Origin of the sequence: Tenacibaculum skagerrakense, assembly GCF_004345825.1 — a bacterium.
GTDB lineage: Bacteria > Bacteroidota > Bacteroidia > Flavobacteriales > Flavobacteriaceae > Polaribacter > Polaribacter skagerrakensis.
In genome coordinates, this window is record NZ_SLXM01000018.1 from 1 (window position 1) to 16673 (window position 16673).

General features: G+C 30.6%; 19 protein-coding genes. All 19 read left to right on the top strand.

Annotation, left to right across the window (positions count from 1 at the left end):
* Positions 1-105: 105 nt before the first annotated feature.
* The 19 genes from EV195_RS16245 to EV195_RS16335 all read left to right on the top strand — a co-directional run bounded on the left by EV195_RS16245 (position 106) and on the right by EV195_RS16335 (position 16447).
* Entirely contained in the window at positions 106-612 is a 507-nt protein-coding gene (locus EV195_RS16245; protein ID WP_132796033.1) for a hypothetical protein, read from the top strand.
* 123 nt (positions 613-735) lie between these two features.
* A complete protein-coding gene (locus EV195_RS16250; protein WP_132796034.1) occupies positions 736-1506 on the top strand; it encodes a hypothetical protein in 771 nt (256 codons plus the stop codon).
* 157 nt (positions 1507-1663) lie between these two features.
* Positions 1664-2578 (top strand): AraC family transcriptional regulator, encoded by a 915-nt coding sequence (locus tag EV195_RS16255; protein WP_132796035.1) that lies wholly within the window; start codon positions 1664-1666, stop codon positions 2576-2578.
* Positions 2579-2746: 168 nt separating this feature from the next.
* Complete coding sequence (locus tag EV195_RS16260) at positions 2747-3406, top strand: AbiU2 domain-containing protein (RefSeq protein ID WP_132796036.1); 660 nt, start codon at positions 2747-2749, stop codon at positions 3404-3406.
* A 206-nt stretch (positions 3407-3612) separates the two neighbouring features.
* On the top strand, positions 3613-3801 hold the full coding sequence (locus EV195_RS16265; protein WP_132796037.1) for a hypothetical protein: 189 nt from the start codon (positions 3613-3615) through the stop codon (positions 3799-3801).
* Positions 3802-5230: 1429 nt separating this feature from the next.
* Positions 5231-5554, top strand: coding sequence for a hypothetical protein (locus EV195_RS16270; protein WP_132796038.1), 324 nt, complete (start codon positions 5231-5233; stop codon positions 5552-5554).
* 38 nt (positions 5555-5592) lie between these two features.
* Positions 5593-5886 (top strand): helix-turn-helix domain-containing protein, encoded by a 294-nt coding sequence (locus tag EV195_RS16275; protein WP_132796039.1) that lies wholly within the window; start codon positions 5593-5595, stop codon positions 5884-5886.
* Entirely contained in the window at positions 5883-6728 is an 846-nt protein-coding gene (locus EV195_RS16280; protein ID WP_132796040.1) for a reverse transcriptase family protein, read from the top strand. The genes EV195_RS16275 and EV195_RS16280 overlap by 4 nt, the downstream gene beginning before the upstream one ends.
* Positions 6729-6939: 211 nt before the next feature.
* Positions 6940-8115, top strand: coding sequence for a DmpA family aminopeptidase (locus EV195_RS16285; protein WP_132796041.1), 1176 nt, complete (start codon positions 6940-6942; stop codon positions 8113-8115).
* Between the two features lie 146 nt (positions 8116-8261).
* A complete protein-coding gene (locus EV195_RS16290; RefSeq protein WP_132796042.1) occupies positions 8262-8561 on the top strand; it encodes a hypothetical protein in 300 nt (99 codons plus the stop codon).
* A gap of 2 nt (positions 8562-8563) precedes the next feature.
* Entirely contained in the window at positions 8564-8902 is a 339-nt protein-coding gene (locus tag EV195_RS16295) for a hypothetical protein (protein ID WP_132796043.1), read from the top strand.
* 926 nt (positions 8903-9828) lie between these two features.
* Complete coding sequence (locus tag EV195_RS16300; protein WP_132796044.1) at positions 9829-10020, top strand: hypothetical protein; 192 nt, start codon at positions 9829-9831, stop codon at positions 10018-10020.
* A complete protein-coding gene (locus tag EV195_RS16305; protein WP_243693140.1) occupies positions 10004-10516 on the top strand; it encodes an RNA polymerase sigma factor in 513 nt (170 codons plus the stop codon). The genes EV195_RS16300 and EV195_RS16305 overlap by 17 nt, the downstream gene beginning before the upstream one ends.
* Before the next feature lies 1 nt (position 10517).
* On the top strand, positions 10518-11183 hold the full coding sequence (locus EV195_RS16310; protein WP_132796045.1) for a hypothetical protein: 666 nt from the start codon (positions 10518-10520) through the stop codon (positions 11181-11183).
* Positions 11184-11249: 66 nt separating this feature from the next.
* Complete coding sequence (locus tag EV195_RS16315; protein WP_132796046.1) at positions 11250-11633, top strand: VOC family protein; 384 nt, start codon at positions 11250-11252, stop codon at positions 11631-11633.
* Positions 11630-12070 (top strand): DUF1801 domain-containing protein, encoded by a 441-nt coding sequence (locus EV195_RS16320; protein ID WP_132796047.1) that lies wholly within the window; start codon positions 11630-11632, stop codon positions 12068-12070. Before EV195_RS16315 ends, EV195_RS16320 begins: the two co-directional genes overlap by 4 nt.
* Before the next feature lie 210 nt (positions 12071-12280).
* Complete coding sequence (locus EV195_RS16325) at positions 12281-13699, top strand: S41 family peptidase (RefSeq protein WP_132796048.1); 1419 nt, start codon at positions 12281-12283, stop codon at positions 13697-13699.
* Between the two features lie 154 nt (positions 13700-13853).
* A complete protein-coding gene (locus EV195_RS16330) occupies positions 13854-15407 on the top strand; it encodes a TlpA family protein disulfide reductase (RefSeq protein WP_132796049.1) in 1554 nt (517 codons plus the stop codon).
* Positions 15408-15553: 146 nt separating this feature from the next.
* Positions 15554-16447, top strand: coding sequence for a carboxypeptidase-like regulatory domain-containing protein (locus EV195_RS16335; RefSeq protein ID WP_132796050.1), 894 nt, complete (start codon positions 15554-15556; stop codon positions 16445-16447).
* Positions 16448-16673: the final 226 nt, after the last annotated feature.

Below are 16673 nucleotides of genomic sequence, written 5' to 3' on the forward strand. Positions count from 1 at the left end.
ATAAATCAAAAATTATAACTAATTTTAAATCATGAAAAATGAATGAAAAATTGCTGCTAAAATTACCGCAACTTTTCATACACAAATACGTTAGCCACAAGCTGAATGAACCAACTGAAAGCCAAAATAAAATACCTGAAATCATTTCTAAAATCGGAATGGGATTTTAATGATTATCCATTAGAAACGTGGAAAAATCCGAATGCGGAACAAAACGACTTGGAATATGGAGCAAAATTCACGAATTGGTGGAGTTTAGTCGCTCACGGAGAATCGGAAAATAAAGCTGTTGAAAACCTAAAAAAACACCTTGCTGATTTTAAGAAAAACAATACTGAAATTCCAAGACCTGGAGCGAATGTTCCAATAGAATATATCGAAAGTGACCGAATTGAAAAAAACGAACATATTGCAGTCGAATTTTTTGACAAAATAATTGGAATTAATTTTTACGACTGTTTTATATCTGACTTGAGTTCTTTGCACGATTTTGATTTAGCGGATGAGCAAACTTTAGAAAAAATTGAATCGGAATTTGGAATAGTACCTAAAGACAAAGACTATTTCTTATCCGACATTTTTGAACAAATAAATAAAAAAGCCAGTGGCTAACACCGTATAAAAAAAATTGCTACTTTTAGCTTAACCAAAGTTAGTTTCTCGTTTGCTTGCTTCTGATTTTCCTTCGGAAAATCCTCGCACACAAACACGCAACTTTCCTTATACAAAACCGTTGTGCTTCATTATCCAAAAACATTCGAACTGAAAAAGAACATTATCATATTATTTACATTTCTTCTGTTAACAAGCTGTAACGACGGAGCAAATTACGTTTCTCAAAATGACGGAAAAACTCACTTAATTGATTTCGACCTTTTCAGTATAATTCTACCAAAAGATTTCAAGTATAAAAAAATTGATGGAATTGACTCTTTTGTCGGAGAAATTAAAAACGGAAAATCGAAATTTATTTTTGATTACGGCTGGTATTCACCAAGTCCACCAATGGACGAAAAAAGCTATATTGAGGAAAACCGAAAAGGAATGAATTTTGAAACGACTCAAAAGTTCTTTAATAAAATTGACTTAAAACCTTACGAAGATGAAAATGGAGGTGTAAACCCACAAGAAATTGTTAAAAAAATCAGAAACTTGACTTTACATAAAATGACTGATAGTATTGCTACACAAAATGATTTTAAAAGTAATTGTGAGTACTATTACACTTTTGAGTTCAATAAAGCGGAATTTAAAATTCCTTTCTGCATACCAAACGAAGAACGAAAACAATTTGAGAATTACGAATTGACTATTGACACAATCGGAAATTATATAAGGACTATCGCCTTGTGGAATGACAAACAAAATCCGAATATGTCAAGCGTGAATTTTGAACCGATTAATAAAGAAACAGATAGTAATGAATTATTCATCGGAATTAAATCAAATATGGAATTTGACAAAAGTGAATTAAAGAAAATATTTAAAACAGTTGAATTAAAATAACGAAAGCACAACAACGTGTATAATTAATTGCGGCTGAATTTCCTCGCCGGAAATTCAATCTTATTAATTATCTTTCCGAAACATCGGAAAAGAACTCGCGTCCTTTTCCCGCAAAAAATCATACACAAATACGTTAGCTGCAAGTTGGAATAACATAATGATTGACAATGAATACAAATACAGAATCAACAATGTAATTGACCATATCGAAAAGAATTTGGACAATGATTTTTCATTGTCGGAATTAGCAAAGATTTCTAACTTCTCAAAATTTCATTTCAGTAGATTATTTCAAGGAATTACAGGCGAAACTCCATTTCAACTGATTCTTCGACTTCGACTTGAAAAAGCAGCATCGCTATTGATTCACGGAAACGATACAATCTCTGACATAGCCTTCAAATGCGGATTTAAAAGTTTACCTGTATTCTCAAAAAACTTTAAATCGCATTTCAAGGAGTCTGCGACTTCGTTCAAAAAGAAAAATAGCAATTTGAATAAAGTGAATAGCACAAAAGATAAAAACGTTAATGCGCCTTCCATTTACATTTGCAATCAAACGAAATCAATTAAATGGAAAGTAGATATGAAAAATAACGAAAGTATTGAAATAAAAGAATTACCAAACATCCCTGTGGTTTATTTAAGGCACATCGGACCTTATCAAGGAGATGCGGAATTATTCGAAAGGTTATTCAGTAAGCTATTCGCTTGGGCTGGACCCAAAGGACTTTTGGACAACCTAGATTTCCAAACAGCTATTGTTTACCACGACGATGTAAATGTCGCTGACAAAAACAAATTAAGAACAAGTGTTTGTTTGACAGTGCCAGAAAACACTTCGGTTGATGGAGAGATTGGAAAAATGGTTCTTGAAAAAGGAAAATATGTTGTTGCAAGATTCACAGTAAATGCCGATGAATTTCAGAAAGCTTGGGATTGGTTAATGGGAAAATGGTTTCCGACAAGTGGATATCAACCCGATGACAAAGCTTGTTTCGAATTGTATCCTGAAGAGCCTGAAGATGGAATTTTTAAAGTTGATATTTGTGTTCCTGTCAGAAAATTATAATGGAATCAAAAAAAAAAAACCAGCAGCTAACACCGTGTATAATTAATTGCTTTGGCAAGTGGTTATTTGGAAAATTCCTTCGGAATTTTCTCGCGTTCGTTTTTGTTTACTAAATTAGTTGCTGAAACACGCAACTAACCATACACAAACACGTTAGCTGTAATTTGAATGAACAAAAAGGAACAATTAAAAAGCGAATTAGAGAAGATAACAAAAAGTGTAATTACTTTACTTCAAGCTTTTGAGTATTGTTACTATTTGAATTATCCAAAAGATGATGAGTATTTAGATGAAAAGCATTTAAAATATATTTCAAATTCGGGTTTTTTCTCTTTTTCAAGATATGCACTTTGGCGAGTAACAATTATGGAACTCAACAAATTAACTAATGACAATAAAAAGACTGAAAAATACAACCTTCATCTTATTCTTAGAAAATTAAAGAAAGGTGGGACTTATCAATCAATCGGAATTACTGACTCTAAAATATTGGAATGGGAAACTGAATTAAAAAAACAGAGTGAATCAATTGACCAAGTCTATAAATTAAGAATTAAACTTTACGCACATACGGACAACGATTATAAAAACATTATCGACAATTCAGAATTGACATTAAAAGCAACTCAGAAATTAATAAACACTATAGTTAAAATTGTTTTTGAAATTTATCAAATTGCTCTTAACACACATTTTGAATTTAAACCGATTTACGAAAAGAAAACATTGAGAAAAATAATAGACGATATTCTGAATAAACTTGAATCTGATAAACAGAAAACAATAGAAAAATTTATTGAAAATGCGAATAGAGAAAACTACAGCTAACACCGTGTAAAAATAATTGCTTGGTTCTAGCCTATTCGGAAAATCCTGCGGATTTTCCTCCTGTTCGTTCTATTTTTAGTAAGTTAGTTGCTTGCACACGCAACTATCCTTACACAAATACGTTGTATGCCATTAGAAAGAGAAATAAATAGATGAAAAATAAAAGAAGATTAATCTTTAATTCCTACGAAGAATTTGAGAATCATTTGAGGAATTGTATTCAATGGGATTCCAATGAATTTGGACCATACGATATTGTTGGAATAACCAATTTACTCAGTGCCATATTAGATAATTTAAGTACTAATATTAATCAATCAGAATTTGAAGATATTAGAGAAATATTATCTAGTAATAATATTGAGTTTTTAAGAAAACTATTAAATGAAAATTAATCTTATTGTAATAAGGACAAGTAATCCTGAGATTCTTAAAATTCAATATGAAAAACTTGGTTTTGAATTTGATTATCACAAACACGGAAAAAGGTTAATATCATTAAGCAGCAGAACAAAATGGATTTGTTTTTAACAATTTACCCTTTTACCAAATCAATTACAAAAGCAGATGGAAATATTTGACTAGGTTTCGATATCCCTAATTTAGTTTCAGTTATCGACAGATTGAAAAATACTGAATGAATTATAAAATCCGACATTAGAGAGACTGAATGAGGAATAATTGGCTTCATTCAAAACTTAAACGGGAAAAAAATGGAAATAAGAAATAAATAAACGCCATACAACAAGGTGTATAATTAATTGCGGCTGAATTTCCTCATCGGAAATTCAATATTATTAATTATCTTTCCGCAACATCGGAAAAGAACTCGCGTCCTTTTCCCGCAAAAAATCATACACAAATACGTTAGCAAACACTGTCGAAAATGATGTAAAGTTTTCTTTTTGATTAATAAAAGTCAGTTTTAAAATTTAGGTTTTTAATAGTAATTCCAGTTTTATCCTTTTTTTAGAGAACTAAACGTTTTATGTGTCGGCTAATTTGCCAACTTCTCTCCTATTTGATTGTCGGTTCTTAGTTTCTGTCTGAAACGTTTTTGTTTGATTCCGATAACTCCGCTTTTTTTTTAACTTTTTGATAGAACCTTTTTGAGTTTTTAGCAAATTATCGCTTAACGTTCTGTCCCGTTCTTTTTCTAAAAAAAGGCTTTATACAAAACTCAAATCACGCAAACTAAATGCAATTAAGGCTTGTAATTACTTATTCACTTTTGGCTGAAAGTTGTTCTTGTTTATGAACGCTAGGATTTGCATTCTGTCTCGTTTGCTTAACACTTTTTATTTTCAAATCGCTTTTAACTTTGGCTAGTGTTCTCCAACATTAGCTAACATGGTGTATAAAAAATAGCTGCATTATCTATAAATCAAAAATTATAACTAATTTTAAATCATGAAAAATGAATGAAAAATTGCTGCTAAAATTATCGCAACTTTTCATACACAAATACGTTAGCCACAAGCTGCAAAGCATCATCTTTACCACAATTTTTATAGATTTAAGAAAATAAATAGTAAATTATTTTTTACTGTGAGTTATATTTTATATATTCGCATCATAGTTCTTTGAAAGAGTTTTTGTGAATTAATGTAATTAAGTTCAAAACAATTGAAGTGTATTAAGTTACACAACCTTTATGGTTCTATTGGCGACAACACGTATTCGGTCATAAGACTGATACCGTTTAGGGCTTATCCCCTGAACACTTTAAGAAGTCATAATCTGAAAGGATTAAAACCAATAACTGCTTATTGATTGTTATTATTAATAGCTTTCTAATGGCAGGATTAATTTTGGGGTGAACATTTGGACAACGCGTATGAATTTAATTACAGGCGTATTGGAAATATGGCAGGGCGATATTGCCCTGAATTAAATTTATTTTCAATGAAAAAAAATGTTTACAAAAACGTTGATGGCTTGATACAAGGTATTGAGACCATCCTTTCCGAGAATCGTTGTTCATTCTCGGATGAAGAAAAAGTTCTGTTAACTGAGACTCTCAGTTTTCTAAAGAAGTCTAAGAAGATAGGAAGTAAAAAACCTATTGACTGGAGTTTAATTATGAAAGGCTTAGAATTACTTGCAAAAGTGTTTTCTGATTCTGACGGCTTCACGAACATATTCTGACCCGACACCCCTTAATTTTTTTTCAAAATCAAAATAGTATGGACTTAGGACAAACAATTAAAGAAATAAGAAAGCAAAAAGGATTAAAACAAAATCAATTTGCTCATTTATGTGATATTACCCAAGCGTACTTATCTCAAATAGAAAACAATTTAAAGGAGCCAAATTTATCTACACTAAAAGTAATTTCTAATAAATTGGAAACCCCTTTACCTATCCTCTTTTTTCTTTCACTTGATAACAAGGATGTGAAACCAGAAAAGGCAGAAGCATTTAAAATGATAGCACCTTCTGTTAAATCTTTGGTTAATCAGTTCTTTGTTGCTCAATGATAAATACACCAAAACATTTAGCTTATATACTAAAAGTTGACTTAAAAGAAATTGAGTCAATTCTAAAAGATGTTGATAAGTATTACCGAGAAAAAATAATTGTCAAAACAGACAAATTTGGGAAACCCAAATTAGACAAAAAAGGAAATCCAAAACAACGAATTATTAATCCAAGTATAAACCGATTAAAGGTTATACAAAAGCGAATTCAAAAAAACATACTTTTAAAATTACATATGCCTGATTACGCATATGGCGCAGTAAAAGGTAGAGATAATGTAAGTAACGCAAAGAAACACCAAGGAAAAAAATACAAATTCACAACAGATTTAAAAGACTTCTTTCCTTCGATTACCAATAAAGAAGTTTATGAAATGTTCGTTGGAGAGGAATTCTCTCACGAAGTTTCAAGTTTATTAACCAAACTCACTACCTACAAAGGCAAAATTCCACAAGGCGCACCAACTTCTTCAACTTTGGCAAATCTTGTATTTAGGAAAACTGGAGATATATTAGATGTTTTTTCAAAAGAAAATGGATTGACTTTTACATCATTCGTTGATGATATGACATTTTCTTCGCCAAATGATTTCAAAGAACTTGTACCTAATATTTTAGATATCATTACAGCAGATTTTAAAATAAGCCATAAAAAAACAAACTATTCTCGTAACCCAAATATTACTGGATTACATCCAATGAACAATCATCTAAAATTACCTGATTCCTTTATGGAAAAATATAGGAAACGAGATGAAAAAACGCCTGAACAAAAAGCAGGAATTTTAAGGTATAAAAAGAAAATTGAGATAGTGAATTATGGGAAAAAAGCCAGTGGCTAACAACGTATATAGCTCATAACTAGTCAGTTGCTTAATCGAAGTTAAGGCATATTTGGAAAGTCGCCAAATTTTTAAATTTGACGATTCCCAATAAAAAAAATAAATAGTAAAATTTAAAAATCTGGCTTGTGCTTAATCCGAAAATAATTTTCTAATTTGCACGCTACGAGCCATATACACAGACGTTGTACCACATTAAAAACCAATCATTATGAAAAGAATATATATAGTTTTTATAATAATGCTTTTATGCTTTCAATCATACGGGCAAAAACCAAGAGCAAGAGATTTAGGAATTCCATTTACTGGCATTACTGGTAAATTTAACGCTATTACAGATGTAAAAGGAGTTGAAGTTGGCTATAGTACTATTATTTCTGGAAATGGTAAAAACATTATTGGGAAAGGACCTGTAAGAACTGGTGTTACAGCAATATTCCCACGTGGAAAGGCTAAAAAATTTAGTCCTGTATATGCAAATTGGTATAGTCTAAACGGTAATGGAGAAATGACCGGAACTACATGGCTTACGGAATCAGGTTTTTTAGAAACACCTATCATGATAACTAACACAAATAGTGTTGGTACTGTAAGACAAGCTGTATTAAAATGGTTTGTAGACACAGATTGGTATAGCGGTGATGTTGAATGGTATACATATCCGCTTGTTGCCGAAACATATGATGGCGAATTAAATGACATTTATGGGTTTCATGTAAAAGAGAAACATGTTTTAGAAGCAATAACTAATGCGAAAAGTGGAAAAATATCAGAAGGAAATGTAGGTGGAGGTACGGGAATGACCTGTCTCGGGTTCAAAGGAGGTACTGGAACTTCATCAAGATTAGTAACTATTGACAACAAGACCTATACTATAGGGGCTCTAGTTCAGTCAAATTTTGGATCTAAAAAAAACCTTACTATTGCAGGAGTTCCAGTAGGAATTGAACTAAAAGACACATTGAATTCTATCTATAAAGCGCCACCTCAATCAAGAAGAGAAGAAGGTGATGGATCTATTATAGTTGTTGTTGCAACCGATGCGCCTCTACTTTCCCATCAATTAAAACGTATTGCGCAAAGAGTTACCATAGGAATGGGGTTGGTTGGTGGACGTGGCAGCAATGGTTCAGGTGACATTTATTTAGCCTTTTCAACAGCAAATGAAAATGGATTTAGTCGAGATAAAACGACAACAGTTGAAACATTTTCGAATGACAAGATGACTCCACTTTTTGAAGCTACTGTCCATGCTGTAGAAGAAGCTATTATTAATGCTATGATAGCTGCAGAAACTATGGAAGGAATTAATGGAAATAAAGCTTATGCATTACCTCATGATTTACTCATTAAAATTCTAAAAAAATACAATCGAATAAAAAAATAACGTGGTACAACAACGTATATAATTTATTGCTAGTTCTAGCCTACTTACGAAAATCTTCGCAAATTTTCTATTCGGTTTGTATTTGCTAAATTAGGTGCTTAAAACACGCAACAAACCATATACAAAACCGTTACCACACATTAGAAATGAAAATCGTAACTACCATTTTAATAACATTTATTTTATTAGTCATTGTAGTATTTGCAATGGGTGGAGGACACGGAACGTATTTACCAGCGAAAGTTATTTATCCATTTACAATGTTAATTGCTATTTTGACAAAAAACGGAATTGGAATCTTACCAATAATAATTGCTATTATTCAAATTCCAATTTACGCTCTAATTCTGAATAAAAAACCAAAATGGAAATTTTACTTAATCGGAATTCATATAATTTCAGCAATCATTTGTTTGAATTTAACAACTGAAACTTTTTCTGGATGAATATGTCTGATTTTTTAAAAATTAAAACCGATTTTATCGGAATCGGAATTAGGTCAGTCCTATTTTTCGGAATTCTGTTACTTCTGATTTTGATTGAGATATTTGCTTTTTGGGGAATTTATGGAGAAGGAGCAACTGCAAGTCGGATTTCGGAATTGTGGTATGTTGATTTAATTTTAAACTATCTATCTATTATGCTTGTTGGCGGATTTTTAGTTTATAGAATATTAAAAGAATATAGAAAACAGGAATACGTGAATTTCAAAACAAATTTAATTACATTTTTGATTTTGATTTCTCTATTCTCAATCAGAAGTAAATTGGAAGGATTGATTTTTTGAAATGAAAAATAAAAACGTGTGGTAACAAGGAGTATAATTAATTGCGGCTGAATTTCCTCGCCAGAAATTCAATCTTATTAATTATCTTTCCACAACAACGGAAAAGAACTCGCGTCCTTTTCCCGCAAAAAATCATACACAAATACGTTAGCAAACACTGTCGAAAATGATGTATAGTTTTCTTGTTGATTAATAAAAGTCAGTTTCAAAATTTTGGTTTTTAATAGTAATTCCAGTTTTATCCTTTTTTTAGAGAACTAAACGTTTTATGTGTCGGCTAATTTGCCTGCTTCTCTCCTACTTGATTGTCGGTTCTTATTTTGTATTTGAAAAGTCTCTGGCTTTTTCCAATAACTCCGCTTATTTTTTAACTTCCAGAAAGAACCTTTTTGAGTTTTTAGCCAATTATCGCTTAACGTTCTGTCCCGTTCTTTTTCTAAAAAAAGGCTTTATACAAAACTCAAATCACGCAAACTAAATGCAATTAAGGCTTGTAATTACTTATTCACTTCTGGCTGAAAATTGTTCCTTTTTGTAAAAGCTCGTATTTGCATTCTGTCTCGTTTGCTTTCAGTATAAAATTTTCAAATCGCTTTTACTTTGACTAGTGTTCTCCAACATTAGCTAACATGGTGTATAAAAAATAGCTGCATTATCTATAAATCAAAAATTATAACTAATTTTAAATCATGAAAAATCAATGAAAAATTGCTACTAAAATCATCGCAACTTTTCATACACAAATACGTTATGTGCAAGCGGAAGAAAAACCTTCAGGAATAACATCAAACCTCTTCTCTGAACTTCACTAAAAGTTTGAGCTGAATTCTTGACTGAAAAAATTTTCTTCAAAAAAGTGTGATTTTGAGAACCATTGTACGAATAATTAAGAAAAGACGAATACTTCTTAATAAAATCTAACTAAAATGGAACACAAAAACATCAGATTAATTATCGTTGTCGTTACAGCTTTTACAATACTCGCAACAGGTTGTAGCATTTCAATAACGAGAAATTATTATAGTGCAGAACCAAAAGCCCCAATAAAGACAGACAGTACAACCTATGTATTAAAATTAGGTTCTCAAACGCACAAACCGAATGATGGACAAAAATAGAACAGCCAATTTTCTTGTTATTGTTGAGAACAATAAAGGTATTCTATTTAAAGTGGCAAACTCATATTGTCGGAACAATGAAGACAGAAAAGACCTCGTTCAAGAAATTATTTTGCAATTGTGGAAATCATTTGACAGCTACAACGAAAAATTTAAATATTCAACTTGGATATACCGAATTTCCTTGAATGTAGCTATTTCGTTCTACAGGAAAGAAAGCAGTAGAAAACGGATTTCAAACCCGATTACAACAGATATTTTCAATTTTTCCGACAAAGAAATATCTGATGAAAAAGAAACCAACTTGGGAATATTGAATCATATAATTTCAGAATTAAATGATTTGAACAAAGCCCTAATGTTGCTATACCTCGAAGAAAAAAGTTACAAGGAAATTTCAGAAATCATCGGAATTACAGAAACCAATGTTGCAACTAAAATTGGCAGAATTAAAAGTATACTAAAAAAGGAATTCAATCAACTTAAAATTCAATAAAATGGAAAATATAGAACTTATAAATATTTGGAAAGAGCAAAATGTCAAAATAGAAAAAACATTGACAATTAATAAATTACTTTTAAAAGAGACTATTGGCAGAAAGGCAGAATCTACTTTAAACGGCTTGGTTAAATTAAAAACGGCAGGAATAGTAGCTTTTGTATTTTATCTTCTCATCTTAGGTTACGCCTTGTTTTATGCTATTTCAAATTATTCTTCGGCAAGTAATTATTTTATTGTTTCAGTTTCAGCAATCGCTTTGATAAATATAAAAGGGTTTGCAGACTATATTAAACATCTTGCTTGGACAAAAAATATAAATTACGATGGTAGCATAATGGAAATTCAGAAACAATTATCAAAACTTCAACTTTCCATAATTGACCACGCTAAAATTATGTGTTTACAATTTCCCTTTTTTACAACATTTTATTTGAGTGACAATTGGTTTCCACAAAACGTAGGATTACCTTATATTATCTTTCAAATAATACTAACAGGTAGTTTTGTTTATTTTTCCTTTTGGTTGTATAAAAATCACAAACCCGAAAACTTAAATAAAAAATGGTTTAGAAATTTAATAGCAGGTTCGGGCGGAAAATCCGTTGAAAAAGCCATTGAATTCTACAGAGAAATAGAAGAATTTGAAAAGAAAAATGGTTGAATAAAAAAAGCCAGCACATAACAATAGATCTAAAAAAACGACACAGTAACAATTAAAATCAAGGATATGAAAAACAAATTGACACATTTTGCGATTCATATTGACGACATCGAAAGAGCAAAGAGCTTTTATGATGGAGTTTTTGATTGGGGTTTCAATTCTTATGGTCAAAACGACTTTTTGCAAATCAAAGCGGACAAGACAGAAAACGGAGAACTCATCGGAGCGTTACAATCAAGAGAGTATTCCCCTGTTCCTGAAAAACTCATCGGTTTGGAATGCACCATTGGAGTCGAAAACGTGGACGAAATCATTGAACGAGTAAAAAACAATGGCGGAAAAATATTAATGCCTAAAACAGCTATTCCTTATGTTGGGTGGATTGCCAAGTTTTTAGATACCGAAGGGAACTTGATTTGTGGAATGCAATACGACAATTCAGCAAGATGAAAAATTCACGCCCAATTCATCCAGACTTTCAACTCTTTTTGGACTTAAAAGACCAAGAAGTAATAGAGTTGTTTATCGATTTGCGACAATACATTTTGGAGTTGTACCCCGACTGTAATGAACTTCTGTATCATACTCACGCCTTGACAGCAGTTTTTTCAATCTCTGAAAAGCTATCGGACGCATTTTGTATGTTGCCAATTTATACGAATCACTTCAATTTGGGATTTAATAAAGGAACACTTTTAAAAGACCTTGACCAAATGTTGACTGGAACAGGGAAATTAATAAGACATATTGATGTTAAGAAACCAAATGATTACAGAAACCCCAAAGTGAGTGCATTAATTCAAGAAGCGATTGACTTTGCTATAAAAGATATGGACAAACCGACAAAATCTATCGGAAAGACTATATCGAAAATCAAGAAAAAATAAGAGCCAGCACATAACACCGTATATAATTTATTGCTAGTTCTAGCCTACTTACGAAAATCCTCGCGGATTTTCTATTCGGTTTTTATTTGCTAAATTAGGTGCTAAAAACACGCAACAAACCATATACAATCACGTTGTGGTGCATTTGACCAAAACTGTAACATTTTACAATACGCATTGTCTTTAGAGAAGAAATCAACTAAAAAAATTATGCAATCTAAAACTACTTTTCTTTCTCTAATACTACTTTCTATTTTATTAATTAACTGTAATACTAATGACAAAAAAAATAACTCTATTGAAGGAGTTTGGAAATCTATCGGCTATGGGAAAATTCTAAAAATTGATTCTACGACTTATAAATATTTTGATATAACGAACATTTCTTGTTTGCCTTCAAAACAAGGCAATATTTCCGAAGTTAAAAATTCTATAACATTAAAAAATGATACTCTTGCAGTAAAAAGTGGATATAGTTTTTATTACTATACGAGAGCAAACAAATTTCAAGATTTGTGTAAAAAAAATACAAAAGACATAAATGACCCTTTGTATAATTTTGAAGTATTTGCTGACACTTACAAAGAACACTATGCCTTTTTTGAACTAAACAAAATAAATTGGGACAGTCTTTATAACTCTGCAAAAGAAAAAATCAACTCAAAAACAACCGAAGTTGAATTGTATTTAATCATCCAAGAAATGATTGACAGTTTAAAAGACAATCACGGTTCTATTGAACCAACAGATGAAGTTTATGAAAAAGCAGAACAACTCAATATTGAAAATGAAGATACTGAAGAATTCAAATGGTATGGCGATTTTCAAGTTGCTGGACTAGTTGCAGATTATTATCTTAAAGAAAATTTAACCCAAGATTCTTGGCTCATTAATTGGGGAAAAATGGAAAACAATATTGGTTTTATTCAGATTAAAGCAATGTTCTTATATGGAGATTTAAGTTTGAACGATAGTCTGGTTAAAGAAAATGGTTTTGTTTCTACTTATATGGATGCTTTTAATGACTTGAGTTACGAGCAACAGATTTCAAAAGAAATCGCTGGAATAAATAATGTTATGAACACGATAATGGAAGACCTCAAAGAAACCAAATATATTATTATTGATGTTCGTTTTAATGGAGGTGGACAAGATGTCGTAGCATTAGAAGTATTAAGGCATTTTAATAAAAGTAGAATACAAATTGCTTCTAAAAAAGCAAGACACTATAATGGTTTTACTAAAAAAACACCAATATATTTGGACTCTATCAAAAATCCATATATGAAGCCCGTTTATTTGTTGACTTCACAACAATCTGCAAGTGCTACAGATATGATGGCTTTAAGTTCAATGGAAATAACTCAACTGAAAAGAATTGGTTCTCATACGAATGGAGCAATATCAGACGCTTTACAAAAAACTTTACCAAACGGTTGGCACTTTTCTCTTTCAAACGAAATTTACACAGATAATAATGATAAGTATTATGAAAACATCGGAATTCCAGTAGATTTTGAACTGAATTATCCCGAAGATAGACAGACATTTTTTAGAAGCGTTGCAGAGGATTTGGAAAAAGATAAACAAAGTGTATTGAATGCGATAAGAAAATTACGGAATGAATAAAAACGCACCACAACAACGTGTATAACCAATTGCTTGGTTCTAGCCTACTTGGAAATTCCTACGGAATTTCCTCTGGTTCGTTTTCTTTTGTTAACTTAGATCTCGCCAACGCAACAAGCCATACACAAACACGTTGGCAACAAGCTGAAAAAAAATGAAATCTGAACTAACAATCTACTTTTTTCTTCTCATAACATTACTGTTTTCCTGCAAAGAAGAACCTAATAAGATAGAACCCAAAATAAAAAAACCTAATATAATTGTTTTAATTTCTATAAATGCACCAGCAAAATATACTCATTTAATAAAACAAGACAGCATTGGAAAAACACTAAAAGATAGTTTAGGTCCAAAAGCTTTTTACATCAAAAATGGTTTTACATATTTAGATTATATGAATAACGAACAAACTTGGTTACCCAAACCAAATGTTCGTGACACTATAGTTATTGAGTGCTATTCTGAATACCTTGAATTCACTACAAACAATTTTTTCACTTCAATACACGATACCTTTTTAGTGAAAAATGGAGATACCGTTGTTTTTAATTATAATTATAATATACCAAAAGCGGAGATAACTAATAGAAAGGTAAATAATGAAGAACTAAATTATAATAGTTATAGACATAAAAAATTATTCAGTAATAAATATACAAGCCATCACCTGATTTTTGCAAATCTTTTTATAGATAACGATATTAAAAACTATGAACAAAATTCCATTGATTATTTCAACAAAGCAAAAAATGATTTTATTAGAGAAACACAATTATTAGATTCTTTATTAAAATCAAAAAGCATTACGGAGACAAATTACAATTATCGAAAAGATGCTTTGAATATGTTAATGGAAAAGCACAAAAAACTCAAGAATATTAAAAAATGGTTGGAACAAAACAAATCTTTAAGAGATAAAGAAACCATTGAGCAACTTTTCGGTTTCGATTTAGCCAAAACAGACTCTTTAATGAAATTTTCATTCTTTAGAGATTATTTAAACAATATTTCGAAGTATGATTTGGAATTTATAGAGGAAAACAATGGAAATTCAGGTGGTTTTTACATAGATTCAAGAATTCGTTTTGACTCTATTTTAAAAGATAGACGATTTAATCAAGTTGCTAAAAATTATTTACTTTTCAATGCTTATGACGGAATTGGTCAAAATTTCAGAATCAAAGACAAAGAAAAATATTTTAAAAAACTACAGGAAAACACGACAAATAGAGAGCAACTCGACAAATTGCAGAAAGACTATAAATTGGATTTCAGCAAGTCTGACAAACTGATTTTAACCGACTTAAAAAATGATACAATTACTTTTTCTAATGTTTTAAAAAACAACAAAGGAAAATGGCTTTATGTTGATTTTTGGGCAAGTTGGTGTAAACCTTGTCGAGAGACAATGCCAGAATCTAACAAGCTCAAAAAAGAATTAAAAAATGAAAATATTGAGTTTATATATTTGGCTCTAAATGACAGAAAAGAAAATTGGCAAAAGGCAATTAAAACTGATAGTCTTTCGAACAGTCATAACTATTTTATAGAAAACGGAAATGTTTCTAAAGTTGTTGAGGATTTAGGAATTAAAACAATACCACATTATTTAATTTATAATCCTAATGGAGAATTAATAAATGGATTTGCAAATCGACCAGGAGAAGGAGCAAAAGAACAATTAAGAAAATTATTGACGGAAAAATAAAGCCAGTTGCCAACACCGTATATAATTTATTGCTGGCTTCTTGCCTACTTGCGAAAGTCCTCGCGGACTTTCTTGGTCGGTAATTATTTACTAAATTAGTTGCTTGAAACACGCAACAAACCATATACAACAACGTTGCCCACAATATGAAAAAACTGCTTGCCATCTTAATTTTACTAATATCTAATATTAGTTTTAGTCAATTAAAATCAGTAATAATTGACAGCGATACGAAAGAAAAAATACCTTACGTAAATATTTGGGTGGAGAACGAAAACATTGGAACAACCTCAAATGAAAAAGGGGAATTTGAATTACAATTAGATAGCCAGAAAATTATTATATTTTCTGCAATTGGATTTCAAACAAAAAAAATAACATCTGATTCTATAAAAAATGTTTTAGAGTTAAAACCATTAATTACTGAATTAGATGAAATTATTATCAATTCTAAAAAATTATCTCAAGAATTGACAATTGGTGAGTTTAAAAAATCTAAAATCAATAATTATTTTGCTTGCGGAACACAACCTTGGATTTCAGCTAAATTTTTTGAATATAAAGCTAAATATGAGAAAACCCCTTATCTTAAAAAGTTAAGAATATTGACAAAAAGTGACGTGAAAAATTCAAAGTTTAATATTAGACTTTATGGAGTAAATAAAAAAGGAGAACCTGAAAATTATATTTATAATGAAAATATAATTGGAATAGCTAAAAAAGGAAAAAAAACTACGGAAATTGACCTTTCAGAATTAAATATTGAATTTCCGGAAAAAGGTTTTTTTGTTGCGATTGAGTGGCTGATAGTTGAAGAAAATAGACACGAATATAATTATACAATGCAAGGTTCAAGAAAAAAATTAATTGGAACTTCTTACGAACCTGCAATTGGAACTGTACCTGCTGAAACAAATGAAAATAGTTGGAGATTAAATCAAGGGAAATGGAGAAAAGTCTGGAAAAACAATGATAAATCTATAAGAAAATATAGAAATAAATATAATCAGTTAGCAATTGAATTAACATTAACGAATTAAAATACTGTGGGCAACACCGTGTATATTTTATTGCTTTTTTTTAGCCTACTTACGAAAATCCTCGCGGATTTTCTATTCAGTTTTTATTTGCTAAATTTACGTTAAACCAACGCAACAAAACATACACAAACACGTTAGCAAACACTGTCGAAAATGATGTATAGTTTTCTTGTTGATTAATAAAAGTCAGTTTCAAAATTTTGGTTTTTAATAGTAATTCTAGTTT